Annotated in this window: 25 protein-coding genes; 17 read left to right on the top strand and 8 right to left on the bottom strand. The window is 69.8% G+C overall.

The genetic code is table 11. The annotated features are described in order from the left end of the window. The first annotated feature begins 15 nt into the window (after positions 1 to 15). Positions 16 to 1,491: a glucoamylase family protein gene (locus BCF44_RS43700; protein WP_147328865.1), complete on the top strand. Its 1,476-nt coding sequence runs from the start codon at positions 16 to 18 to the stop codon at positions 1,489 to 1,491. On the opposite strand, the gene BCF44_RS43695 is transcribed toward BCF44_RS43700, so the two are convergent. Together BCF44_RS43695 and BCF44_RS43690 are read right to left on the bottom strand one after the other, a co-directional pair. Then, entirely contained in the window at positions 1,492 to 2,091 is a 600-nt protein-coding gene (locus BCF44_RS43695) for an RraA family protein (protein WP_116180419.1), read from the bottom strand. It abuts the gene before it with no gap. Between the two features lie 87 nt (positions 2,092 to 2,178). Continuing rightward, positions 2,179 to 3,126, bottom strand: coding sequence for an aldo/keto reductase (locus BCF44_RS43690; protein WP_116180418.1), 948 nt, complete (start codon positions 3,124 to 3,126; stop codon positions 2,179 to 2,181). Between the two features lie 84 nt (positions 3,127 to 3,210). Between BCF44_RS43690 and BCF44_RS43685 the strand changes: the two genes are divergently transcribed. The 9 genes from BCF44_RS43685 to BCF44_RS43645 all read left to right on the top strand — a co-directional run bounded on the left by BCF44_RS43685 (position 3,211) and on the right by BCF44_RS43645 (position 12,562). Continuing rightward, positions 3,211 to 3,897 (top strand): FadR/GntR family transcriptional regulator, encoded by a 687-nt coding sequence (locus BCF44_RS43685; protein ID WP_116180417.1) that lies wholly within the window; start codon positions 3,211 to 3,213, stop codon positions 3,895 to 3,897. After that, positions 3,894 to 4,721 carry a creatininase family protein gene (locus BCF44_RS43680; protein ID WP_116180416.1) on the top strand — a complete coding sequence of 276 codons (828 nt, stop codon included), beginning with the start codon at positions 3,894 to 3,896 and terminating at the stop codon, positions 4,719 to 4,721. The genes BCF44_RS43685 and BCF44_RS43680 overlap by 4 nt, the downstream gene beginning before the upstream one ends. Continuing rightward, entirely contained in the window at positions 4,718 to 5,572 is an 855-nt protein-coding gene (locus tag BCF44_RS43675; protein ID WP_116180415.1) for an ABC transporter substrate-binding protein, read from the top strand. The genes BCF44_RS43680 and BCF44_RS43675 overlap by 4 nt, the downstream gene beginning before the upstream one ends. A gap of 10 nt (positions 5,573 to 5,582) precedes the next feature. Continuing rightward, positions 5,583 to 6,323, top strand: a complete 741-nt coding sequence (locus BCF44_RS43670; RefSeq protein ID WP_116180414.1) for an amino acid ABC transporter permease — start codon at positions 5,583 to 5,585, stop codon at positions 6,321 to 6,323. Continuing rightward, entirely contained in the window at positions 6,320 to 7,069 is a 750-nt protein-coding gene (locus BCF44_RS43665; protein WP_281283223.1) for an amino acid ABC transporter ATP-binding protein, read from the top strand. Before BCF44_RS43670 ends, BCF44_RS43665 begins: the two co-directional genes overlap by 4 nt. Further along, positions 7,069 to 8,031, top strand: coding sequence for a CE1 family esterase (locus BCF44_RS43660; RefSeq protein ID WP_116180413.1), 963 nt, complete (start codon positions 7,069 to 7,071; stop codon positions 8,029 to 8,031). The genes BCF44_RS43665 and BCF44_RS43660 overlap by 1 nt, the downstream gene beginning before the upstream one ends. A gap of 159 nt (positions 8,032 to 8,190) precedes the next feature. After that, positions 8,191 to 9,795 carry an ArnT family glycosyltransferase gene (locus BCF44_RS43655; protein WP_170218069.1) on the top strand — a complete coding sequence of 535 codons (1,605 nt, stop codon included), beginning with the start codon at positions 8,191 to 8,193 and terminating at the stop codon, positions 9,793 to 9,795. A gap of 20 nt (positions 9,796 to 9,815) precedes the next feature. Next, positions 9,816 to 11,372, top strand: a complete 1,557-nt coding sequence (locus tag BCF44_RS43650; RefSeq protein ID WP_246016175.1) for an outer membrane protein assembly factor BamB family protein — start codon at positions 9,816 to 9,818, stop codon at positions 11,370 to 11,372. Between the two features lie 38 nt (positions 11,373 to 11,410). Continuing rightward, positions 11,411 to 12,562, top strand: a complete 1,152-nt coding sequence (locus tag BCF44_RS43645; RefSeq protein WP_116180410.1) for an acyl-CoA dehydrogenase family protein — start codon at positions 11,411 to 11,413, stop codon at positions 12,560 to 12,562. On the opposite strand, the gene BCF44_RS43640 is transcribed toward BCF44_RS43645, so the two are convergent. Beyond that, positions 12,522 to 13,076, bottom strand: coding sequence for a helix-turn-helix domain-containing protein (locus tag BCF44_RS43640; RefSeq protein WP_116180409.1), 555 nt, complete (start codon positions 13,074 to 13,076; stop codon positions 12,522 to 12,524). The two genes, BCF44_RS43645 and BCF44_RS43640, sit on opposite strands and share 41 nt — an antisense overlap. Positions 13,077 to 13,141: 65 nt before the next feature. Here BCF44_RS43640 and BCF44_RS43635 point away from each other — a divergent pair, with 65 nt between their 5' ends. Together BCF44_RS43635 and BCF44_RS43630 are read left to right on the top strand one after the other, a co-directional pair. Next, entirely contained in the window at positions 13,142 to 14,386 is a 1,245-nt protein-coding gene (locus BCF44_RS43635) for an erythromycin esterase family protein (RefSeq protein WP_116180408.1), read from the top strand. Positions 14,387 to 14,422: 36 nt separating this feature from the next. After that, positions 14,423 to 14,974, top strand: a complete 552-nt coding sequence (locus BCF44_RS43630) for a S1 RNA-binding domain-containing protein (RefSeq protein ID WP_116180407.1) — start codon at positions 14,423 to 14,425, stop codon at positions 14,972 to 14,974. Here BCF44_RS43630 and BCF44_RS43625 read toward each other — a convergent pair. Both BCF44_RS43625 and BCF44_RS43620 read right to left on the bottom strand, forming a co-directional pair. Continuing rightward, the gene (locus tag BCF44_RS43625) at positions 14,937 to 15,149 is read right to left on the bottom strand and encodes a helix-turn-helix domain-containing protein (protein ID WP_116180406.1); all 213 of its coding nucleotides are present in this window, start codon (positions 15,147 to 15,149) and stop codon (positions 14,937 to 14,939) included. The two genes, BCF44_RS43630 and BCF44_RS43625, sit on opposite strands and share 38 nt — an antisense overlap. 45 nt (positions 15,150 to 15,194) lie before the next feature. Next, on the bottom strand, positions 15,195 to 15,539 hold the full coding sequence (locus tag BCF44_RS43620) for a TfoX/Sxy family protein (RefSeq protein WP_116180405.1): 345 nt from the start codon (positions 15,537 to 15,539) through the stop codon (positions 15,195 to 15,197). Positions 15,540 to 15,653: 114 nt separating this feature from the next. Between BCF44_RS43620 and BCF44_RS43615 the strand changes: the two genes are divergently transcribed. The 3 genes from BCF44_RS43615 to BCF44_RS43605 are packed head-to-tail and all read left to right on the top strand — an operon-like array spanning position 15,654 to position 18,215. Further along, the gene (locus tag BCF44_RS43615; protein ID WP_116180404.1) at positions 15,654 to 16,691 is read left to right on the top strand and encodes an MFS transporter; all 1,038 of its coding nucleotides are present in this window, start codon (positions 15,654 to 15,656) and stop codon (positions 16,689 to 16,691) included. A 7-nt stretch (positions 16,692 to 16,698) separates the two neighbouring features. After that, the gene (locus BCF44_RS43610) at positions 16,699 to 17,646 is read left to right on the top strand and encodes a hypothetical protein (protein WP_116180403.1); all 948 of its coding nucleotides are present in this window, start codon (positions 16,699 to 16,701) and stop codon (positions 17,644 to 17,646) included. Between the two features lie 53 nt (positions 17,647 to 17,699). Next, positions 17,700 to 18,215: a protein-tyrosine phosphatase family protein gene (locus BCF44_RS43605; RefSeq protein ID WP_211353505.1), complete on the top strand. Its 516-nt coding sequence runs from the start codon at positions 17,700 to 17,702 to the stop codon at positions 18,213 to 18,215. A gap of 17 nt (positions 18,216 to 18,232) precedes the next feature. Here BCF44_RS43605 and BCF44_RS43600 read toward each other — a convergent pair whose 3' ends face one another. Further along, positions 18,233 to 19,975 carry a S9 family peptidase gene (locus tag BCF44_RS43600; RefSeq protein ID WP_211353504.1) on the bottom strand — a complete coding sequence of 581 codons (1,743 nt, stop codon included), beginning with the start codon at positions 19,973 to 19,975 and terminating at the stop codon, positions 18,233 to 18,235. A gap of 84 nt (positions 19,976 to 20,059) precedes the next feature. On the opposite strand from BCF44_RS43600, the gene BCF44_RS43595 reads away from it, so the two are divergent. Further along, positions 20,060 to 22,312 (top strand): M64 family metallopeptidase, encoded by a 2,253-nt coding sequence (locus BCF44_RS43595; RefSeq protein ID WP_246016159.1) that lies wholly within the window; start codon positions 20,060 to 20,062, stop codon positions 22,310 to 22,312. Here BCF44_RS43595 and BCF44_RS43590 read toward each other — a convergent pair whose 3' ends face one another. Further along, a complete protein-coding gene (locus tag BCF44_RS43590) occupies positions 22,313 to 23,755 on the bottom strand; it encodes a M1 family metallopeptidase (RefSeq protein WP_116180401.1) in 1,443 nt (480 codons plus the stop codon). It lies immediately after the preceding gene. Between the two features lie 88 nt (positions 23,756 to 23,843). Between BCF44_RS43590 and BCF44_RS43585 the strand changes: the two genes are divergently transcribed. Beyond that, entirely contained in the window at positions 23,844 to 24,137 is a 294-nt protein-coding gene (locus tag BCF44_RS43585) for an MGMT family protein (RefSeq protein WP_211353503.1), read from the top strand. On the opposite strand, the gene BCF44_RS43580 is transcribed toward BCF44_RS43585, so the two are convergent. Then, positions 24,106 to 24,483 (bottom strand): MerR family transcriptional regulator, encoded by a 378-nt coding sequence (locus BCF44_RS43580; RefSeq protein WP_116180400.1) that lies wholly within the window; start codon positions 24,481 to 24,483, stop codon positions 24,106 to 24,108. The two genes, BCF44_RS43585 and BCF44_RS43580, sit on opposite strands and share 32 nt — an antisense overlap. Positions 24,484 to 24,495: the final 12 nt, after the last annotated feature.

Raw genomic sequence — 24,495 nt, 5'->3', positions numbered from 1 at the left:
CTGCATCGTGTGGTCGTGGCCACCGCCGTCCTGCTCACGGCCTGCGCCACGACGACGTCGGCGAAGGCGGCCGACCCGTGGTCCACGGCGGCCGCGGACGACACCGTCATCGTCGACCCGACCCCGCACCTGACCGCCGACCAGATCTCCTTCCTCCGGGAGGTCGCCGCCCGCACCTGGCGGCTGCTGTCCGGCCCCGGCGTGGATCCGGCGACCAAACTGCCGCTGGCCAGCGTCATGCTCGCCGGCGACCCGAGCACCGAGGTCGAGCTCGCGCCGGCGACGCCGGCCCAGCAGTACACCAATCCCACGCTGATCGGGAACTACCTGTCGGCGATCGTGGCGGCCAAGGACCTCGGCCTGACCACCCCCGAGCAGGCCCAGGCCGAGGCGGTGGGGGTGCTGGCCGAGATCCGGAAGCTGGCCAAGTACAACGGTTTCCTGTTCCGCTGGTACAGCACGACCACCGGGCAGGCGATCCAGACCCCGCAGGGCCGCCCGGTCAAGAACGGTTACGTGTCCACTGTGGACAACGGCTGGCTGGCGCAGGGCATGCTGACCGCCGCGCAGGCGTTCCCCGCGCTGTCGGGGGACTTCCACGCGCTGCTGGACGCCATGCAGTGGGACTTCCTCTACAACAAGAAGTCCAACGTGCTGTACAACGGCTACCAGGTCGGCCGGACGTACTCCGACGCCACCTACGACAATCTCTACTCCGGCCCCCGCATCGCCGACTACATCGCGATCGGCAGCGGCAAGGTGCCGGGCGCGCTGTGGTGGGGCCTGGCCCGCACGCCGCCGGCCGACCACCGGCAGCGCCAGGTGCCCGAGGGCATGAACCGGACGTACACCGATCCCCAGGACGGCAAGCCGTACACCATCTTCGAGGGGCACTACTCCTTCGACCGGATCAAGTTCGTGCCGACGTTCAACGGCAGCATGTACCAGGCGCTGGCCCCGGCGATGGTGGTGCCGGAGCAGACGCTGGCGCCGGAGAGTCTGGGCCTGAACAACCGGAACTCCGCGCTGACGCAGGGCGCGTACGCGCAGTTCCGCGCGAAGACGCCGGTGTGGGGCTGGTCGGCGGCCACCTCGCCGACCGGCAAGCAGCGCTACACCAACTACGGCGCCACCGCGCTGGCCATCAACCAGGGCGAGGTGCCCGACGACGTGACCACGCCGTCGGCGGCGTTCCTGGCGCTGCCGGTCATCCCGGAGCTCGCGTTCGCCAACATCAAGCAGTTCATCTCGTCGTTCCCGATGGTCTACAACCAGTACGGGATGCTGGACGGTGTGGTGGCGCGCAAGGGCGACCTGGCGCCGCGGTTCATGGCCATCAGCCAGACCATCATCCTGATGGCCATCGACAACGCCGTCGACCACGACCAGCTCCAGGGCTACTTCGGGGCCAGCTCGTACTCGAAGGCGCTGTTCCCGTACCTGTCCATGGAGCGGTACTCGATCCACGGGCTGGTCGGGCCCGGTGGCTGATCAGTCCCCGGCCAGCAGCGCCTCGACCTTCGCGCGGTGCTTGGCCTCCCACTGGTCCAGGGTCTGCTCCGCCTCGAGCGCCAGAACCTGCTGCGCCTTCGCGAAGATCTCGTCCGCGTCGGCGGCGGGGACGACCACAACGCCGTCCTCGTCGCCGACGACGATGTCTCCCGGGTGGACGGTCACGCCGCCGCAGGTGACGGGAACGTTGTGCGGCCGCACAGCCTTCTTCACACCGGGAATCGGCACGACTCCCCGGGCCAGCACCGGGAACGGCAGGTCGCGGATCTCGCCGATGTCCCGGATCACGCCGTCCAGGACGAACGCCTCGACCCCGCGCCGGTGGGCGACCGCGCAGACATTGCCGCCGGCAAGGGCGAAATCGGTGTCGCCGGACTCGACCACGATCACCGCGCCGGGCTCGGCGCGGTAGATGGCGGCGTGCAGCATGAGGTTGTCGCCGGGCGGGCACTGGACCGTGAACGCCGGCCCGGCGACCCGCTCGGACGGCCACAGCCGGCGGATGCCGAAGTCCATGACCTGCTTCTTGCCGAGCAGGTCGGCCAGCGTGGTGGTGGGAATCGCGTGGAAATCACCCATGTCGCGGAGCCTACCGGCGCGCGCCGCACGGGTGCGGTGGATTCCGTGACGGTGACCGGCGGGTTTTCCACGCCTGGCGAGTGTTCGTCAGCCGTCGACGACCGCCGTCAGCTCCGCCCGCTGCGCCGTCGTCAGCTCCAGGTCCACCGCGGCCAGCATCGGCTTGAGGTGCTCCGCCGACCGCGGCCCGACCACCGCCGCCGTCACGCCCGGATCTGTCAGTACCCAGGCCAGAGCCAGCGTCGTCAGCGAGACACCGTGCGCGTCGGCCAGCTCGATCAGCCGCGGCAGCACCTCGAACGCCCGCTCGATGGTCAGATCCGTCAACTCGGGCGGCCGCAACGCCATCCGCGAGCCGGGCGCGGGCGGCTCGCCGCCGCGGTGCTTGCCGGTCAGCAGGCCGCCGGCGAGCGGGCTGTACGCCGTGAATCCGACCCGTTCCGAAGAGGCCAGCGCCAGCATGTCCGAGGCCCAGCGCCGGTCGAACAGGTTGTATCCGTTCTGGACGTTCACCGGCCGGCCGACGGCCAGCGCCGCGGCCAGTCCCGGGGCGTCGAAGTTGCTCATCCCGTACGCGCCGATCTTGCCCTCGGCGACGAGCTCCTCGAACGCCCCGACGGTCTCCTCGATCGGCACCGAGTCGTCGGTGGTGTGGGTGATGTACAGGGCCACCCGCTCCACGCCCAGCCGCTTCAGGCTGTGGGCGATCTGGCGGCGGATGTGGTCCCGGGAAAGCCCTCTCCCGCCGTCGGCCGGCCCGCCGACCTTGGTGGTGATCTGCACGTCGTCGCGGGCGTTACGGCTGGCCAGCCACTCCCCGATCCACTGCTCGGACAGCCCGCCGGCGTACGCGTCGGCGGTGTCGAACATCGAGACGCCGCTCTCCCGGGCCGCGTCCATGACCTCGAACGCCGTCTCCCGGTTGTCGCCCTTGCCCAGGAACTCCTTGGGCGAGCCGATGCCGCCGAAGTTGCCGCAGCCCAGGATCACCGCCGGGACCAGCGGCCCGGCCTCCCCCACCGTCGCGTAGCGCATGCCGCCACCGTAGTCGCCCCCTTGACGACCAATTGAGCAAGTGATTTAGTCAATTTTCGCCACCGCCGCCGAGGGGAGCCCCACATGACAGAGGCGCCGCAGGCCGGCGGGCTGTCCGACCGACTGGTCGACGGCCTGCTGGACCTGATCAGCGAGGGCGCGTTGGGCCCGGGCGACAGCCTGCCCACCGTGCGCGAGCTGGCGCAGCGGTTCTCCGTCACCACGCCCACCATCCGCGAAGCATTGAGACGCCTGCAGACCACCGACGCGGTGCGGATGCGGCACGGCTCGGGCATCTACGTCGGCGAGGGCATCCACCGCAAGCTGATGCCCAACCCGAACTCCACGCCGCTCAAGGACGAGCACATCATCCAGCTCGTCGAGGCCAGGCTCACCATCGAGCCGGGCATCGCCGCCCTCGCCGCCGCCAACCGCACCGTCGACGACCTGGAGCGGCTGGCCCGCGCGGTCGACACGGCCAAGCGCGCCGCCGACGACAACCGGCCCAAGCTCAACTTCCACCGCGAACTCGCCGCCGCCTCCGGCAACCAGGTGCTGTTCGAGGTGGTCGACTCGCTGCTCGCGGCGCGCAGCCGGGAGCAGCGGGCGTTGCGGGCACAGATCGAGAACCACACCCGCGACTACGACCAGCACGTGGCGATCTTCCTCGCCGTCGAGGCCGGCGACGCCGAGCAGGCCCGCCTGCTCACCGAGCAGCACCTGCGGGACCTGCGCACCACCATCACCACCAACCTGGGCGGCCACGAATGACCTTCACCCCTCGCACCCACCGGCTCGCCGACCTGACCTGGCCGGAGATCGACGAGCTCCGCCCGCACGCGCCGGTCGCCATCGTGCCGCTGGGCGCCACCGAGCAGCACGGCCTCGGCATGGCCCAGCGCACCGACACCACCCGCGCCGAGGCCGTCGCCGACATGGTCGCCCGCCGGATGTCCCCGCAGGTCGTCGTCGCACCGGCGATCCCGGTCGGCATGTCCGAGCACCACATGGGCTTCCCCGGCACGCTCACGCTGTCCGCGGACACGCTCCAGCGCGTGGTCGCGGACGTCGTGACCAGCCTGCACCGGCACGGCTGGCGCCGCATCTTCGTGCTGACCGGCCACGGCGGCAACAACTCGGCGGTGGACACCGTGGTGTCCCGGCTGCGGGCCGAGCTCACCGACACGCACCTCGCCTGGAGCGGGGTCACGCCGGTGGTGTCGGACCTGGTCAAGCAGCACGCCGACAGCCCTGTCCGCGGGCACTCCTGCGAGATCGAGACGTCGCAGGCGATGTACGTGGACCCCGACCTCGTGCTGTCCGAACGACTCACCCGCGGCAGCGCCACGCTGGACGACCTCGACCCGGCCGGCCGGCTCGGCCGCTCGCACCCGGGTTTCCACTTCCCCCAGGCCTACGACGTGCTCAGCCCGACCGGCAACCTCGGCAACCCGCGCCTGGCCACCCCCGAACTGGGCGCGCTGCTGATCGACACCGTCGTCGACCGCATCTGCGGCTTCCTGACCGGCCTGATCGGCCTGCCGGACCGCCTCCCGGCCCCGCCACCCGCCCGTATCGCACTGGAGACCTCATGACCGCCGCCCCGACCCGGCGCCGTATCGGAGTGGCCGCGCTCGCACTCGCCGCCGGGATGTCCCTGGCCGCGTGCGGGGGCGCCGACGCCGGCTCCGACCCCAACTCGCTCGGCCTGATCAAGCCCGGCGCCATCTCGTTCGCCTTCCGCTCCGACGACAAGCCGGTGTCCTTCATCGACAACGGCAAGCCGGCCGGCTTTCAGATCGAGCTGACGCAGGCGATGGCCGCGAAGATGAAGCTGACGCCGCAGTACACGTCCACCGACTTCGCGTCCATGCTGCCCAACGTCCGCAACCACAAGTACGACTGCGCCGCGTTCGGCACGTTGGCCACCGACGCCCGCAAGCAGGTCACCGACTTCACCACCCCGGTGTCCTACGGCGAGGCGAAGATGGTCAGCCGCAAGGCCGCCCAGCTGTCCACTGTGGACGCCTCCGCCGGCAGGACCATCGCCGTCACCCGCGGCAGCGAGCTCATTCCGCTGCTCAAGGCCAAGGTGCCGACGGTCACCGTCAAGGAGTTCCCGAACATCGCGGCCAGCGCCAACGCGCTGACCGCCGGCCAGGTCGACGGGCTGTTCACCGGCGACGCCACGGCCCTGGACCTGGTGTCCAAGCACCCGGACTACTTCGCGTCGCCGTCGATCACCAGCGGCGAGACCGCGTTCCCGGTGGCCAAGGACCGGCCCGAGCTGAAGAAGGCCCTCGACGACGCGCTGAAGTCGGTCATCGACGACGGCACGTACACGAAGCTGTTCGACAAGTGGAACCCCAAGGGCGTGCCGATCCCGCAGGACATGATCAACGCCTACCCCGGCATGCAGCAGCGCCCCGGCGCGACCACATCCTGAGGCGGCCGCCATGGACGGACTCCAGCACGTTCTCGACACCTTCTTCGACCTGCCGCTGATCTTCGGCACGCTGCCCTCGCTGCTGCGGGAGGGCCTGCTCAACACCCTGCTGCTCACGGTGTTGGCCAGCGTGATCGGCCTGATCATCGGGGTGGCGCTGGCCAGCGGGCTGATGTCGCGGCACCGGCTGCTGCGGCTGCCGTGCCGCTGGTACGTGGACGTGCTGCGCGGCCTGCCGCACATCCTGTCCATCTACCTGATCGGACAGGGCCTGCCGCTGGCCGGGATCACCGTGTTCGGCAGCTGGACCTACGGCTACGCGGCGCTGGCGATCGGGCTGATGGAGGGCGCGTACATGGCGGAGATCTTCCGCTCCGGCTTCCAGAGCGTGGAGAAGGGCATCGTCGAGGCGGCCCGGAGCCTGGGCCTGTCCCGGGCCAGGACGATGCGGCTGATCGTGATCCCGATCGGCTTCCGGCGCGTGCTGCCGGCGCTGACCGGGCAGTTCATCCTCGTCATCAAGAGCACGGCGCTGGTGTACCTGCTGGGGCTGGCCACCGGGCAGCGGGAGATGTTCGCCATCGCCCAGGACAGCTCCAGCAACAACGCCTCGCTCTCGCCGCTGGTCGCCGCCGGCCTGCTGTACCTGGTGATCACCGTGCCGCTGACCTACGTGGTGAACGCGTGGGACCGGCGGATGCGGGAAGGCCGCCCGGCCGTCGCCCTGCCGCCCGTGGAGGCCGCCGCATGACCACCATGACCCGCGCCGGCACGACGGTGCGCTTCGAGCACATCGACAAGAGCTTCGGCGACCACCAGGTGCTGCACGACATCGTGCTGGCGGCGCCCGGCGGGGCGACCACCTGCGTCGTCGGCCCGTCCGGCTCCGGCAAGTCGACGCTGCTGCGCTGCGCCAACCTGCTGGAGGTGCCCAGCGCCGGGCGGGTCCTGATCGGCGAGGAGGCCATCACCGACCCGGGCGCGGACGTGGACCGCATCCGCACCCGGGTGGGCATGGTGTTCCAGAACTTCCACCTGTTCCCGCACCACACCGTGCTGCACAACGTGACGCTGGCCCAGCAGAAGGTGCTGGGCCGCTCGCGGGACGAGGCGGTTCGGATCGCCCGCTCCCACCTCGCCTCCGTCGGGCTGGCGAGGCTGGAGGACCGGCGGCCCGAGCAGCTGTCCGGCGGGCAGCAGCAGCGCGTGGCCATCGCCCGCGCGCTGGCGATGGATCCCGAGGTGATGCTGTTCGACGAGGCCACCTCCGCACTGGACCCCGAGCTGGTCAAGGGGGTCCTGGCCGTGATGCGCGACCTCGCGGGCCGCGGCATGACGATGATCGTCGTCACCCACGAGATGCGCTTCGCGCGCGAGGTCGCGCAGCAGGTGGTGTTCCTCGACCAGGGACGGCTGCTGGAGAGCGCGCACCCGACGGAGTTCTTCGACTCCCCCCGCACCGACCGGCTCCGGTCCTTCCTCAAGCAGGTGCTGTGATGAGACGTTTGCTCGCCGTCGCGGCGGCCGCCGCGATCGGCCTGGCCTTACCCGGGGTTGCTTCCGCCGACGACAATCCCGTGCACGACTACCCGATCCTGTCCTTCGGCTGCCTGAACCCGCAGACGCCCGACAACCTGGGCACCACCGTCGACGAGACCATCACCTCCGGCGGCATCCAGCGCGACTACCTGATCCACGTGCCGACCAGCTACCGGCCGTTCCACCCGATGCCGGTCGTGATGGCCTTCCACGGCCGCAAGGGCGACGGCAGCGACATCGCGGCCTTCTCCGGCATCGACAGTCTGGACGCCATCGCCGTGTATCCGGTCGGCGCCAAGGGCGAGGCCGACCAGCGGGCGTGGGAGAGCGCGCCGTACGCGGCCGTCGGCGTCGACGACGTGAAGTTCGTCAGCGACCTGCTGGACCACCTCCAGGGCACCCTGTGCGTGGACCCGAACCGGATCTTCGCCACCGGCAAGTCCAACGGCGCCGGCTTCGTCGCGCTGCTGGCGTGCCAGCTGCCGCTGCGGATCGCGGCGTTCGGCACCATCGCCGGCGCGTACTACCCCGGCACCACCACCGGCTGCGACACCAGCCCGCCCGCGCCGATCGTCGACTTCCACGGCACCGCCGACCCGACCATCGCCTACGACGGCGATGTCAGCCACGGTGTGCCGACCCCACCGCTGATGGTGTGGGCCCAGGGCAAGGCCGACCACAACCACTGCACCGCGACGCCCGAGCAGACGAACATCGGCACGGACGTCATCGAGTTCGCCTGGACCGGCTGCGCCCAGCACGAGAACGTGACCCACTACCGGATCCTCGGCGCCGGCCACACCTGGCCCGGCGAGCTCGTCGACAGCGGACCGGGCTCGGCAACCCAGACGATCAAGGCAACACAGGTGATCTGGAACTTCTTCACCGCGCACCCGCTGCTGTTGCACCTGACGCACTGAGCACTCCTCCGGTACCATCTTCCGCGAAGGACTTCGCGCCGCCCTCCGCCGGCAGCCCGCAACCCTGGGGGCTTCACCATGCCGCTCGGACGGACTCCGACCGCTGTGCCGCCGGTTCCGGCTTCGCCGTCGTCGGGACCGGCGCTCATCAGGGGTGCATTGGCGGGAATCGGGCTGCTCGCCGCGGCGATCTACGCGTGGGGCATCACGGTTCGTCCCGTGCACAACTACTACGCCTCCGCCGTGCGCAGCATGTCCATGAACTGGCGGGCGTTCGTGTTCGGCGGCTTCGACCCGCAGGCGTCCATCAGCATCGACAAGATCCCCGGCGCGTTCTGGTTGCAGGCGTTGTCCGTGCGGGCCTTCGGCTTCCACGACTGGTCGGTGGCGCTGCCGTCGGTGCTGGAGGCCGTGCTCACGATCCTGGTGCTGTACAAGGTGGTCTCCCGCTGGTTCGGCCCGGCCGCCGGGCTGCTCGCGGCGCTGGTCATGGCGTTGACCCCCATCGCCGCCGCGCTGGCGAAGTCCCAGATCTCCGACACGTTGCTGACGTTGCTGCTGGTGCTGGCCGCCGGGGCGTGGCAGCGCAGCGTCCTCGACGACAAGCCGCTGTGGCCGTGCGCGGTCTGGGTGGGGCTTGCGTTCCAGGTGAAGATGGTGCAGGCGTGGCTGGTTCTGCCTGTCTTCGCCGTCTGCTATCTGCTGTTCGCGCGTCGCCGCCGGATCTGGCACCTGCTCGCCGCCGGGGTGGTCACCTTGGCGGTGTCGTCGATCTGGGTCGTGATCGCGCTGCTCACGCCGGCCGTCGATCGGCCGTACATCGATGCGACCACCGACAACAACCCGCTGGGCATGGTGCTCGGCTACAACGCCACCAGCCGCTTCCACGGGTCGGGCGGCTGGCAGAACCTGTTGTCCGAGCACACGTTCATGCAGGTCGGCTGGATGTATCCGATTTGCCTGCTCGCTGTCGTGCTCGGTCTGCTGTGGACTCGTGAGCGCAGCGGTTTCGCCATGTGGGGCCTGTGGCTGGCCGTGCACTTCGTCGCCTTCGGTCTCGGTCAGTTCAAGCACGCCTACTACGTCGTCGTGCTCGCCCCGGCCGCCGCGGCCCTGACCGGCGCGGGATTGGTGCTGTTCTGGCGGGAGCGGACCCGGTACCGGTGGCTGCTGCCGTTCGTCGTGCTGGTGACCGCCGGTTGGACACTTGTGTTGCCGCACAAGTCTGTCACCGGGCTCGTGGCCGTATTGGCGTTGTTCGCCGTCCTCGCCCTGCTGGCCGCCCGCTCGTCGCGTGTTGTCGCAGTCGGGGCCGCGATCGGGCTCGTCGCCGTGCTGATCACCCCTGCCGCGTGGACCCTGTCCACCGACTCTTCCGTGGCCCGCGCCAATGCCGCCAATCCGTCTGCCGGCGCTCCTCCGCGTAAGCCGCACCTTTTGTCCAAAGAGGACCTTGAGCTGCTCGCTTTCGTCCGTCAGGGCAGCGTCAACGCTCGCTACGTGCTTGCCGTCGACGGCGCCGGTCCCGCCGCCACGCTGATCTCGCAGGCCGGGGCCAGTGTGCTGCCGATGGGCGGGTACAGCGCCAAGACCCCCTTCCCCAGCGCCGAGCAGTTCCAGGGCTTGATCCACAGCGGCCAGCTCCGGTACGTCAAGGGTGACGTCAAGAAGCCCGCGAAGACCGTGCCCGAGGCCAACGTCGACTGGGCCGCCGATCACTGCAGGGAAGTCCGAAAACACCTATACGACTGCGGCGGGGTTTGAGCACTACACTCCACCGGGTGATGATCCCCGTTCGGCAGGTGCTCGGCGACCAGCCGTTCGCCGAGATCAGCGAGCCTCGGGCGGTCGCCGTCGGCGAGGAACACGGGTTGATCGCGATCGGCGGGCACCGGGGATGGCTGCACTGGGCCGGGGCCGGCACCGCGAGCCAGGACTGGCTGCCGCACGCCGTCTGCCTCTACGACCAGGCCACGCACCGCTTTCGTTCGCTGCTCACCACGCGGTGGCCGGTGCGGTCCCTGGACTTCCATCCGCGGCAACCACTGCTGGCCATCGGCACCGGCAGCTACGACGGCGGCTGGAGTTTCCACGGCGAGCTGCTGCTCCTGCACCTCGACACCGGCGAGGTCGTGTCGGCGCTGGCCGACAGCCGCGAGGTGCGGGCCGTCAAGTGGCGGACCTGGCGGCACGGCCGGGTGCTCGACCTCGCGCTCGCCCCGCATTCCGAGGCCGAATACGGCAACGACGCCATGAAGATCGGTTTCGACGCCATGGTCGTCCGGGAGGACTGGCTCGCCGTCCGCGACGGTGAGATCGCCGAGCCCGAGCTCGACGGACCGTTGCGGGACAGCGACATCGTCACCGCCGACCAGGCCCGCGCGGCCGTCGAGGCCCTGTCGCCCACGTGGTCTCATCGCGGTCCCGTGCGGGCCGTCGAGCAGCTTCGCGACGGTCGGATCGTGGCCACCATGGACGGCGTCCGCCTCGAAAGTCGGCTGCCGTCGGGGGAAGTGGACTGGTCCGTCGCCGAGGACGGCGGCCGCCAGCTCTTCGTCGCCCCCGATCAGGAATCCGTTCTGGTCGCCGCCACCGTCACCGGCCGGAAGCCCTGGTATGAAACGGACATCCACGTGGGCCGCTATTCCCTCCGCGACGGGAAGCTCCTGTCCGCGCTCGACCCCGGCTTCCCCGGTGCGGTCGTCGGACGTACCGACGGCTCCTTCGCACTGCGATCCGTCGACCATGTCGCCGAGCCTGCTGCGTTCTTCTCCCCTCGCGGCGACGAGATCGGCCGGGTCGACCTCAAGGGCTTCTCCCCCTTCCACCATGCCTTCCCCATCCGCTACGCCTCGGCCCTGTACTTCCTCCGCAGCGAACTACCCACTCCTCGTGTCAACCTCGACATCGATGCCGTTGCGGTCGGCGACGATCTCATCGTGCGCCACCTTTTTCCGCTCGATTCGCAGTCCGCCGGCCCGGGCGTCGAAGTCGGCGATTCGTTGGTGTACAGCACCTCTCGGCCCGATTCCTGCCTCGTGCGCCGACGCCTCTCCGACGGGGCGGCGCTGTGGCGACTTCCACTGGCGCGGCCGGTCACCGCCATCGAGCTCGACGCCGGCGGCTCGGTCCTCTACGTCGCGCTGAACTCCGGCGAGTTGCTGGCCGTCTCCGCCGATACCGGAACCGTGTTGTGGCGTCAGGACCTTCGCGTCGGCGACGCACCGACCGTCGGCACGTCGCTCGCCTCCGCCCGACCCGGCCGGCTACTCATCGGCACCATCGACGGCCGCATCCTCGACGTTGATGTGAGTGCCAGCAACACACGAGCGGCGACGTAACCACGGGGTACGGTGGGCGGGGTGGAAGGGGTTCGTACGTGCTGGACAGCGTGGAGCAGGCGATCGTCGACACGGTGCGGGACTTCGTGGACCGGGCGGTGCGGCCGGTGGCGCGGGAACTCGAGCACGGCAACACCTATCCGGAGGCGCTGATCGAGCAGATGAAGCTGCTCGGGGTGTTCGGGCTGGCGATACCGGAGGCGTACGGCGGGGCGGAGGTGTCGACGGCATGCTTCGCGATGGTGACGGAGGAGCTGGCACGGGGGTGGATGAGCCTGGCGGGGGCAATGGGCGGCCACACAGTGGTGGCGAAACTGTTGCTACGACACGGAACCGAGGAGCAGCGACGGCGCTACCTGCCGGCGATGGCGACGGGTGAGTTGCGGGCGGCGATGGCGCTGACGGAGCCGGACGGCGGGTCGGACTTGCAGGCGCTCAGGACGGTGGCCACGAGGCAGGGCGACGAGTACGTGGTCAACGGAAGCAAGACGTGGATCACCAACGCCCGCCGAGCCGGCCTGGTGGCGGTGCTGTGCAAGACAAATCCGAACGCGGAACCCGCGCATCGCGGCATGAGCGTGCTGCTGATGGAGAAAGGGCCGGGGTTCACGGTCAGTCGCGATCTGCCGAAGCTGGGCTACAAGGGCGTCGAGAGCTGCGAACTGTCCTTTCAGGACTGCCGAGTGCCCTCGACGGCTTTGCTCGGCGACACCGAGGGCGAGGGCTTCGGGCAGATGATGCAGGGCCTGGAGATCGGCCGGATCCAGGTGGCGGCGCGGGCGACGGGGGTGGCACGGGCGGCGTTCGACGACGCCTTCGCGTACGCCCAGCAACGGGAATCGTTCGGCAAGCCGATCTGGCAGCACCAAGCGGTCGGCACGCTGCTGGCGGACATGGCGACGAAGCTGACGGCGGCGCGTCAACTGCTGCTGCACGCCGCCACCCGCTACGACTCGGGCGAGCGGGCCGATCTGGAGGCGGGCATGGCCAAGCTGTTCTGCTCGGAGACGGCGATGGAGATCGCGCTCAACGCCATCCGCGTGCACGGCGGCCACGGCTACTCCACGGAGTTCGACGTGGAGCGCTACTTCCGGGACGCGCCGCTGATGATCGTCGGCGAGGGCACGAACGAGATCCAGCGGGACGTCATCATCCGCCAGCTGATCCGTCGGGGTGGGCTGGCTCCGTAGGGAACATGATCAGGCTGGTCAGGTACGGCCGCCGCGCGCCGCCGGGGCCGTTCGCGGCCCGCCGGCGGAACACCTCGACCACCTCGAGCGCCAGCTCCTCCATCTCGGCCGGATCCACCCACAGCACGCCCTGCTTGTAACCGACGGAATCGGCGGGCGGATCGGCGTCCTCGCGGTCCAGGTAGGCGTTGAACTCGGCGAGCAGCGACGCCATGGCTCCGGTGAATCCGCGGCGATGGTCGTCCAGGGTCATCGCCAGCGCGGTCTCCCGGTCGATCACCGCGCCGCCGCGCCGCAGTCGGTAATGCCGCTCGACGGCCCCGTGCACCCGCTGCTCCTCGACGACCTCCAGGATGCCGCCGTCGGCGAGCAGCCCGACGTGCCGGTAGACGCTGGTCTTGGGCACGTCCGGCAACTGCCGGCACAGGTCGGTCGTCGTCCGCACGCGGTCGCCGGACATGGCGTGCACGATGCGCAGCCGGATCGGGTGCAGAAGCAGGTCGAGCTGGTCCACGCCGTTACATTCCCACATCTGGTACCGTTCTCAAAGTTGGGAACGCAACCGGAGGGGGAACCACGATGCTCAGCGACGCGGCGATGTTCGGACTCGACGACCTCGACCGCCTGGCCCAGGCCATCGGCGGCGCGCGGGTGGTCGCGATCGGCGAGAGCTCGCACTACAACCGCGAGCAGTACCTGCTGCGCACCCGCCTGCTGCGGCACCTGGTCGAGCGGCACGGCTTCCGCACGTACGCGATGGAGAGCGGCTTCGTGGAGGGCTGGGGCGTCGCCGACTGGGTGCGCGGCGACGACACGCGGCAGCTCGGCGACGTGCTGGCCAACGGCGTGACCGGCCTGATGGGCCTCTGGACGGAGATGCGCGCGCACCTGGAATGGATGCGCGAGCATCGGATCGCCTTCTACGGCACGGATCTGCCCGGCTCGAACGCGTCCACTCTGCCCGGCCTGGACGCCGTGCTCGCCTACCTGGCCGAGGCCGACCCACAGTTCGAGGTCGACCCCCGCATCCGCGAGATCGCGCTCTCCCTGTCCGGAGCGTCGGCGTTCTCGCAGCTCACGGCGCTGAACGCGTACACACAGAGCGCCGACAAGGACAGCCTCACCGCCGGTCTCGCCGATCTGCGCTGCCGGCTGACCTCCGGGCGGATCGGCTACGTACGGCGGACCTCCATCGAGGCGTACCAGCGCGCGCTGCGGGCCCTCGACGTCACCATCGGGCTGGACGGCACCGCCCGCGGGATGGCGCGCGGCGACCAGGCCGGCGGCATGGAGGTTCGCGAGGTCACCATCGCCGACACCGTCGAGTGGATCCTGCGGCGCGAGGAGCGGATCGTGCTCGTCGAGCACAACGCGCACGTCCAGCGCCTGCCGGCGGCGCTCACCAACACCCGCCCGATGGCGACGATGGGTGTGCATCTGTCCGACCGCCTCGGCGACGAGTACCGCATCGTCGGCACCACGACCGGCGGCGGGCAGACCCTCAACTACACGGCCGGTTTCTACGAGGGCGTCATGTTCGCCGACCTCGACGAGCCCAAGCCGGACAGCCTCGACGGCCTGATGGCCGCCAGCCGTGCCGGCGACGAGCCGTTCGCCGTCGACCTGCGGCGGCTGTCCCCCACCGACGAGGCCACCGTGCGGGCCGTAAAGGAGCAGCGGTACGGGGTGGTCTACGCCGAGGTCGATGCCATGGCGGCGTACGACGTGCTGGTGCACCTGCCGCACGTCACCGGCGCCACCCTCGACCGCGACACCGTCTCGTATGCCGTGCCGGATGTTCGGGACCGGCTGCTCAAGGCGTGACTATGATTCGCAGGTGCCCAAGGACTTCCTGGCGAGGTGATCAACGTCGACCTCGATGAGGAGCAGAACCCTGAGCTGTGGGCGTTCCTCAAGGCGTGTGAGCGTGGCAAGATCCTGTCCGGGACGGTGGCGTCGATCCGGCCGTTCGGCGTGTTCGTGGCGCTGGACGACGGCCCTCAGCACCCGATTTTCGACGGCGTCGGATTCGTCACCTATCCCGAACTGACGTGGCGACATTTCGACGACGTCAACGATGTTGTCCAGGTGGGCCAACGGGTTTCCGGCGAGTTCCTCCAGTTCGACACATGGAACGGCGAAGCCAGGCTGTCGCTGAAGGCACTTCAACCGGATCCCTACGCCACCACCGATCTCGCCGCTGGTCAGGAAATCCTTGGCACCGTGGCCAAAGTCGTGCCGTTCGGTGTGTTCGTACAACTCACCGAGGACATCACCGGCTTTCTCTACACCAACGAAATCGATGTGACAGCCGGCGACGAGATCACCGTCGTGGTGGCGGAAGTCGACCGCCTCCGTCGCCGAACGTCGTTGACTAGAGGGACAGCATCTTCTGGATGGCCTGACGGCTGACGCCGAGTTCGCGGGCGATGTCGGACTGGCTGACGCCCTGGGCGATGAGGCCTTCCATCAGCCTCCGCCGCTCGGTGGCGTACTCCCGGGCCAGACGGGTGTGGTGGATCGCCTGCTCCCGAACCTCTTTGATGCGGTCGTAGGTCTCACGATGCGGATCGTCTGGGGTTGTCATGACACCATCGTGACAACCCCCGGTTGTCACGTCAACCCCTAGTTGTCACCGCTTCGCTTTCTTGGCCGGCAACGACTTCGCGAAGCCGACGCCGCGGTTCACCCACACCGCAAGGTCCTCGTCAGCCGCCACCGCGGCCAGGTCGACGAACAGCCAGCCGGTCATCTCCCGGCCGCCCATCACCATCGGCGCCACCAGCTTGTCGTCGATCAACGGGCCGGCGTCGGCCGGGTCGACCCGCACCAACAGGCCGCCCTGTCCGCTGGCCGCCACCGACATGTTCCCGTTGACCAGAAAGGCAAGGCCGCCGAACATGCGCTTCTCGTCGACGCCGGTCTCGGCGGCGACCAGCGCGCGGATCCGTTCGGCCAGCTCGAGGTCGTAGGCCATGCCGGGATTATTCGCCGTGCCCGCGTTTCGCGCTACGCTCGCGGCAGAACCGGGACAGGGCACGCGTCTGGTGGCTGGGTAGGCGCGTCCCCGAGGTGTGCCCGGGAGACATTCATGTCCTACCGCGAGCTCGTGCGCTCGTCCGGTCCCCTGTTCCTGGCGCTGGGTGTCATGGCCCGGCTGCCCTACGCGATGCTGCCCCTGGCCACGCTGCTATGGCTGCGGGCCGGCGGCGTCGGTTTCACCCAGGCCGGTGAAATCGCCGCCGCCCAGAGCGTCGCCATCGCCGCCGGCGGCCTCATCGTCGGCCGCATGGCGGACCGCCACGGTCCGCGCCGCGTCGGCGTGGTGACGGCGCTGCTCAACGCCACTGCCGTTGGCGTCATGCTCGGCACGTCGCCGCACGATTGGGCGGCATGGCCGATGACGGCGCTCGTCGGGCTGACCCAGCCGCAGGTCGGGCCGCTGGTTCGAGTGCACTGGACGCTGCGCCGCCCCGACCTGCTGCCCGTGGCGCTGTCCTTCGAGGCCGCCGCCGACGAGCTGAGCTTCATTCTCGGCCCGATCCTGGCCGGGCTGCCGGTCATGCTGATGCTGTTGGTGGGCGCCGCTTTCCCGTTCGCGCTGCGCTATGACGCCGGGCGGCCCGCCGGGCAGGCTGCGGGCGCTGTGCGATGGCTTCCCATCGCGGCTCTTGTGGTGGCCATGGCGTCGGTGGGGGCGATCTTCGGCGCGGTGCAGACCGGCGGCACCGCGCACGGCTCGGCCGGACCGCTCTACGCGCTGCTCGGCGTCGGCAGCGGGATAGGTGGGCTGATCAGCGGCTGGATTAGTCTTCCCCGCAGGGTTTCCGGCGCAGTGCTGATGGTCGGCATGACCGTCGTGGCCGCAGGCGCGTACGGGGTGGTGCCGTTGCCGGCGGCGATGATCCTCGGCGGCGCGACCATCGCGCCGTACATGGTCAAGCTTTTCCTGGCAGCAGAACGGTTTGCGGCCGGGCGGGTCGGCACCGTGATCGCCGTGCTGAGCGCCGGCGGGCCGGTCGGCACCGCCGTCGGCCAGGGCATCGCCGGCCGCCTGACCGACCAGTTCGGGGCCGCGGGCGCGTTCTCGGTCGTGCCGGTCGCGGCCCTGATATGCGTGCTGATCTAATGCCGCGGTGCCGCATGCAGACCTGACGGCCGCCGCGTGGCGGGACCTGTCCGACGAGTCGGCGACGGAGGTCGCGCGGGCGATCGCGAGCGAGAACGACCTGGCGCTGATCGGCGTACGCGCTCGCGAGTACGCCGGTCGGCGGCAGCGCATCGCGGTGTTCGAGCGGGACGGCCTGCGGTTCTCGCTGCTGCCGGCAGATCGCGTGACACTGGGCTTCGACGGTCACCGGTTCACGCCCACCGAGGCGCAGGCCGAGAGCTACGCCGACAGCGTCGACGAGTACGACCTGCCGCCGCTGGCCGAGCACGTCGACGCCATGACCTCGCCGGTGCGAACTGTTGACCTGCCGGCGGTGCTGGTCGGCATCGAGGCGTTCGACGGGTGCCGGGTCGACGTCGACGCCGACGACCCTCGGGTGCAGGAGGTCATCGCCCACCTGGGTCCGAAGCCCGGCTGCGAGATCACCTCCACAGGCGACGGCGACGGCGTGCGAATCCGGTTCGACCAGGACGGTGGCATCGCCGAGGCGCAGGTCATCGAGGACGTCACCTACGCCGACGCCGTGCGGCGCGTGACCGAGTTGGGACTGCGGCCGGCCAGCCCCGACGAGTGGGAGTACGCATGCGGCGCCGGGGCCACCACCCTGTTCCGCTGGGGCGACGACTGCCGTGGCGACCGCTCCCCGTACGACGACCCGGACGGTGTGCAGCACAAGCCGAACCTGTGGGGATTGCGCATCGGGCAGGACTCCTACCGCCACGAATGGACGTCCGAGCCGACGATCGTCTGCGGCGGCGACGGCGGTGGCACGGAGTGCGGCGGAGCGGGGGCGTTCCTGGCCTGGCTCACCCTCGCCACCGCCTACCGTGACGTCGACTTCGGCGAGTGGCTCAACTCCCCCGCCGCCTACAGCGACACGCTGCTGCTCCGGCCCGCCATCGACCTCAAGTGACACGTCGTGACCGGTCAGCGACGGACCGTGCCACGGCGTGGGAGCATGGGCGAGTGGGGACCTCACACCAGGACCGGAACATACCGCCGCCGCGGTCGCCGTGGAACGAGGTCTTCGACGACCTGTGGATGGGCGGCCACGAGTACGTGGACGAGAAGGGTGAGCTGCGGGACGCCGTCGTCACGGACGAGTTCGACCTGGTGATCAGCCTCTACAAGCAGCCCGGCCACGGCCCGCAGAAGGGCAAGCGGCACATTGTCTACCAGATCCCGGACGGGCCGCTCACGCCCAAGCAGATCGCCCGGCTCCGGGAGTTGGCGGAATGGACCGGCGACCGGGTGCGCATGGGGCGCAAGGTGCTGATCCGCTGCCACAGCGGCTACAACCGGTCCGGCCTGCTCACCGCGCAGATCCTGATCGAGCTGCACGTCAACCCGCACGCGGCGATCGAACTCGTGCGGCGGGCCCGCGGGCGGTGGGCGCTGAACAACCAGATCTTCGTCGACTACCTGCTCACCGGCCTGGACATCGCCTACCTGCTGACGGGCCTGGAGGCGCCGAGCCTGTAGGTCCACAGTGGACGCTCTCACAGCCGGCGATCGAGCCAGGCCCGCACGCGGTCGAGCACGTCGAGCTGGTGGCGGCGTTCCCGAAAGCGGTGCCCCTCACGGGGATAGACGACGAACTCGTGCTCGACGCCGTGGTGGTCCAGGGCGCGGTGGAAGTATTCCGCTTGGGAAAGCGGCACATTGGTGTCGGCGGCACCGTGCAGGATGAGCACGGGAGTCCGCACCTGGGAGGCGAACGAGATGGGGCTGAGCTCATCGTGCCGGTGCGGGCCGACACCCTCCCAGCCGGTGCTGCCGCCCAGCGCGGCCTCGAACAGGCCCCATTCGCCGCTCCCGGCGAGCATTCCCCAGTCGGTGACGCCGGCGCCGACGATCGCGGCGGCGAAGCGGTCGGTGTGCCCGACGGCCCACGCGGCCATGAACCCGCCGTGACTCCAGCCGGCGATGGCGAGCCGTCGGGGATCGGCGACGCCGTCGGCGACGAGCAGGTCGATGCCGGTGAGGATGTCGGTCCACTCCTCCTGCCCGACGGCCCCGCTGACGGCGGTCGCGAACTCGTGCCCCCGCCCCTGGCTGCCGCGCGGATTGGGTAGGAACACGGCGTAGCCGGCGAGCGCGAGCCATTGCCCGGACGGGACCCAGTGCAGGCCGAGATGGTCGGAGTGCCGGTCGTAAGGACCGCCATGCACGACGGTGACCAGCGGAAACGGGCCGGATCCGGGCGGCAGCACCAGCAGCCCCTCCAGCTCCAGCCCGTCAGCTGCCTGGTACTCCAGCCGCGACTGGGTGCCCCACTCGATCTCACGGGCCCACGGCCGCGTGTCGGTGACCCGAACTCCGTTGAGATGCACGTCCTGCGGCTCGTACGCGGTGCTGACGACCGCAGCAAGGGAATCGCCGCCGACACTGACCTCCTTGACCAGGCCCGTGTGCCGCGAGACCAGCCCGGCGGCAAGGCGGTGGATGGCGGTGTCCAGCCCCTCCGCGACGACCATGAGCGGGTCGCCGTCGTCGGTCTGCACGAGCTCGAACGGGCACGCCGGCAGGCCGAGAGTGAGGTTGCCGTCGACGACGTCGTAGACGGCGGTCCCGGACTGGAGACTCGGCCCGGTCTGGCCGAGGTAGGCGATCCGCCAGTCGCCGGCCCGCCGCCACACGGGCGAATGCGCCTCGACCGCCGCCGGCCCCAGGTCGCGGACCTCCCCGGACAGCTCGACGACGTGCAGCTCGGGGTGCAGCAGCCCGGGATACAGCTCGGGGCGCGACCAGGTGAGCACGGCCAGCGGCCCGCCGCCGGGCTGCTGGGCGATCTCGCTGACGTGCCGATCCCCGTACAGGACACGAATCTCGCCGTCGCGGAACAACCTCAGTCGTGACGGCCGGAACTCGCCGCGCACCTCGATGTCGTCGGTGGCAGGCGAATCGGCGGCGATGAAGGCGATGCCGTCGACGAGCGGCAGGAAGTCGTCGATACCGGCGTCCCACTCGACCACCACGGTTTCCCCGCCGGACAAGGCGATTCGACGCAGCTCAACGCCGTCGACGACGAACACGGACCGCGAGTCCGAGGCCCAGCGCGGATTCGACCCGACGGCCAGGCGACGCGGCGTCGATTCGAGAGAAGCGAGCCACACTTCGCTGACCGGCTCCTGGTCCGAATGCCCCACCGGTCGCCGCTCGTACGCCACCCAGCGGCCGTCCGGCGACACCCTCGGATTCGAGGCGTTCCACGAGTCGACGATCATCGAGGCGGTCAGCACCGGGCCGACGCTACCGGAAATCCGTTGAAATCAGGCGACTTTCGGACCTTGTGAGCGGTGCGCGGGGTTCCTAGCGTCGGCCGTGTGTTGAGACGAATCCTCATCGCCGGCATGGTGTCGGCCCTGGCGCTGCTCCCGGTCCCGATCGCGACGGCGGCCACCGGGCCGGCCACGGTCGTGCCGATCCGGGTCACCGGCGACCCGGCGAAGCGCTTCAACCTGGTGGTCCTCGGCGACGGCTACACGACGGCGGACATGCCGAAGTTCCGTGCGGACGTGGACAGACACATGAACGTCTTGTTCACGTTCGAGCCGTTCAAGTCGTACCGGAACTACATCAACGTGTACTCGGTGGAGATCCCGTCGGCGGAGTCGGGCGTGAGCTGCGACCCCGACCTGACCTCGCCGCAGCGGAACACGCCGCTGCACATGGCGTTCTGGTCGGGCTGCGACCCGAACGGCGTGCAGCGAGCGCTGGGCATGGACGGCGACGCGGCGACGGCGTACGCGAACCTGGTGCCGGGCACGACGGACGCGAACCGGCAGATCCTGGCCATCGCCAACAGCACGACGTACGGCGGCGTGGGCGGCACGTACGCGACGGCCTCGGGCGGCAACGCGATGTCGTCGCTGATCACGCCGCACGAGCTGGGGCACTCGCTGGGCGGATTGCAGGACGAGTACGACTACTACGCCCGGGGTGTGCGCGGCGGCGCGTACACGGGCGGCGAGCCGGACTCGGTGCACCACACGCTGCTGACCGAGCAGGAGATGAAGGACCAGCAGAAGAAGTGGTGGCGCTGGCTGGGCGAGCCGAGCGAGGCGGGCGGCACGATCGGCCGCTACGAGTCGGGCATGTACAGCGGCAGCGGCGTCTGGCGGCCCAGCGCGCACTCGATCATGAAGACACTGGGCTACCCGTACGACCAGGTCGGCCGCGAGGACATGACCAAGCAGATCTCGGCGAAGACCAGCATCGTGCAGGACACGACGCCGATGGCCAAGGCGATCGGCGCGGACCGGGTGGTGTGGGTGGAGCCGATGCACCCGAACAGCCACCCGCTGACGATCACCTGGAGCCTGGACGGCAAGCAGCTGTCGGCGAACGGCCAGCAGCTGGACCTGCGGCCGCTCAACCTCAAGGGCAAGCACAAGCTGACGGCGACGGTGGTCGACCCGACGGACTTCGTGCGTGACCCGGCGATCCGGCAGGCGCTGACCAACACCCACGCCTGGTCGGTCGACGCCTCGATCAAGACACCGCCGACCACCACCCCGGTCACGTTCACGGACACCACGGAGACCGACCGGCCGGTCGGTGCGGACGAGGTCGTGTTCGCCGACACCACGCACCCGTCGAACCAGGTCGTGCCGGTACGGTGGGCGCTGGACGGAAAATCGTTGGCCAGCACGGCAAACGACCTCGACCTCAAGGCACTCAGGCTGACGGGCACGCACACGCTGACCGCCGCGGTCGGCACCGACACCCGCAGCTGGGCCGTGGACGCGACGGATCCGACCACCGACTACCAACTGTCGAACTCGCTGCTCACCGTGCGCAAGGCGGACGGCACGAGCGAGTACGTCTACAATGGACCGTTCACGATGAAGCTGACCGCCGCCGACGACCGCACGGGCGCGCTCACCAGCGAATTCCGCACGGACGGCGACGGCTGGTTCAACTACTTCGGCTGGCCGAGCGACTCCACCTCGCCGTGGCACTTCACGCCGAGCGGCACCGAGATAGACCACCTGGTCTACGGCAAGCTGGGCAAGCCGCGACTGTCCCCTTGGGACGATCCGACGCCGAGCTACGGCCAGCACACCATCGAGTACCGCACCACCGACGCCGCCGGCAACACCGCGACCGCCAAGAGCTTCCAGGTGAACCTGCTGCCGGCCCCGCCGGCTTGCACCAACACGATCACCGGCAGCCACGACGGCGCAATCGTCGTCACCGACGGCGTCACCTGCCTCGATCACGCCCAGCTCCACGGCGCGATCGTCGTGCAACCGGGCGCGTCGCTGGTCGCGACCGGTTCGACGATCACGGGCGGCATCAGTGCCGCTAACGCCGACTCGGTGGAACTGCTCGACACGACCGTGCGCGGCGCGGCGACCATCGCCGGCACCGCGCACGACGTGACGATCGTCGGCGGCAGCGTGCAGGGCGCCCTCGCCCTGTCCGGCAACAACACCGGGGCACGGCAGCCGGTCGTGGCCGGCGTCAGCGTCACCGGTGCGCTGACCTGCGTCGGCAACTCCCCCGCCCCGAGCAACATCGCCGCACCCAACACGGTGCGCGGCGGTGCGCTCGGGCAGTGCTCCTCACTGTAGTCATGTCGCCGATCCCGGCTGCCAATCCGGGTGGCCGGGCATCGGCGGCGTGTGATCGCTGTAGAGCCAGTCCTTGACGTAGCCGGTGAAGTCCTTGCCGGACACCTGGTTCGCCACGTCGATGTAGTCCTGCGTGGCCGCCGATCGGTTGCGGAACCGCTCGAAGAAGGTCCGCTCGATGCGCTGGAACGTGTCCACGCCGACCTGGTAGCGCAGGCCGTACAGCATCAGCGCCATGCTGTTGGTGGTGCCCAGCACGCTGATCGTGTCCTTCGGGCGTCCCGGCGGGCCGTCGCTGGCCCGGAAGCTGTTGTCCTGCTGGTACCAGCTGTGCAGGCCGTCCTCCGTGGGCCGAAATCCCTTGTCCCCCTGGTAGAGGAAGCTGTAGAAGCTGGCGTGGCCCTCGCTGAGCCACATGTCGCTCCAGTTCCGGACCGACACGGCATCGCCGAACCACTGGTGCACGAGCTCGTGCACCATCGTCGCGGTGAGCCCGATCGGGCCTTGCAAGCCGGCCTGGGCGTTGAACGTCGACAGAGTCGCGTTCTCCATCGCCCCGAAGTACTCGCCGTCAACGCCGAGCACACCGTACGTCTCGAACGGGTACGGCCCAAGATGCTGCTCGACCCACGCGACCTCGCTCGGAATGTCGTTGACGAAGGTCTTCGAGGCGTCCGCCTGCGACGCCGTCACGTAGCTGCGCAGCGGCAGGCCGTGCGGGCCGGCAGCGGTGATCTCCGTGAAGTGGCCGACCGCGAACACCGCCGTGTCGGTGGGAATCGGGTCACGGGTGCCGTAGGTGTACGTGGTACGGTCGCCGACCGTCTTCTTGTCGCGCAGGGTGCCGTTGGACACCGCCTGCACGTCGTTCGGCACGGTGATGTGCGTGGTGAACCGGGCCTTGTCGCTGGGATAGTCGTTGCTGGGAAAGAACTCGTGCGCCCGGTCCGGCTGCGCGAAGGTCACGAAGCCGTCCGGCTTCTCGAACCAGTGCCGGCCCTGCGGATCGGCCGGCGCCGGTGACTTCGGGTCGTAGGTGCGGTCGGAGACGTACGAGATCTCCACGTCGAAGTGCTGACCCCGGCCCACCGGCCGGTCCGGGGTGACGTAGAGCTTCTCGTTGGCGTCCTGGGTGCGGAAGGCAGCCGCCCGGCCGTCCACCGTCACGGAATTGATCTTCCGGACGACCGAGTCGAGGCTGAACGAGGACAGCGATTGCGTTGCCGTGGCGTCGATCCGCACGGCCGAGTCCATCAGCGTGCTGCCAGCCCGGTAGTCGTAGCTGACGTCGTAGTGCTGGACGTCGTAGCCGCCGTTTCCCAACGCCGTGAAGACACGGTCGCCGAGGCTGTCCGCGCCCGGCGCGGGCCCGGCGAACGCCGGCGCCGCGACAACCAGACAGAGCGCCGCGGTCGCTGCCGCGGCTGGGGTGCTTCGTCGCATGCCGGCGACGGTAGCGACGAGTGACCGGTCCGACGCGGAATGTGGGGAACCGTCGAGGAGCTGTCACAGAGCGGGCATAATCCAGCGCATGGACGAGGAGTTGCACGAGCGGATGCGGGAAGCGATCAGGGACGTGCCGCCCGGGCAGGTCTCCACCTACGGCGACATCGCCGCCATGGCCGGCGCGCCGTCCCCGCGCATGGTCGGTGCGATGCTCGCCGAGGACGGTCACGACCTGCCCTGGCACCGGATCCTGCGGGCCAACGGCACCCCCGCCCCGCACATCGCGCACGAGCAGCTCGCGCGGCTGCGGGCGGAGGGCGTGCTCGCCGACGGTCAGAAGGTGAACCTCAAGAAGTACCGCTGGCAGCCGGAGAACTAGCGCGCAGCGGGCAGCCCGTGTCCACGCGCGCCACCAGATCCGCGCGCAGCGTGGCGAGTTCCGCCATCCGCGCGTCGATGAGCCGGATCTTGTCCCGGAACAGCGCGGACAGCGCTTCGGCCGAGTCGGGCACGTCCCGCAGTTCGGCCAGGTTCTCGGCGATCTCGCCGAGCGAGAACCCGAGCGCCTGCGCGGTGCGGACGTACTGGAGCCACGGGACGGTCTCGGGCGGGAAGTCACGGTAGCCGTTGCCGAGCCGCCGGCCGGCGACCAGCCCGACCTTCTCGTAGAACCGGATGGCGTCCCGGCTCAGGCCCGTCCGCGCGGCCAGTTCCCCGATACGCATGGTCGACTCCGT

The sequence above is a fragment of the Kutzneria buriramensis genome, from assembly GCF_003387475.1.
Lineage (GTDB): Bacteria > Actinomycetota > Actinomycetes > Mycobacteriales > Pseudonocardiaceae > Kutzneria > Kutzneria buriramensis.
Note: the sequence above shows the minus strand (reverse complement) of the source record. Positions and strands in the feature narration are given on the sequence as shown.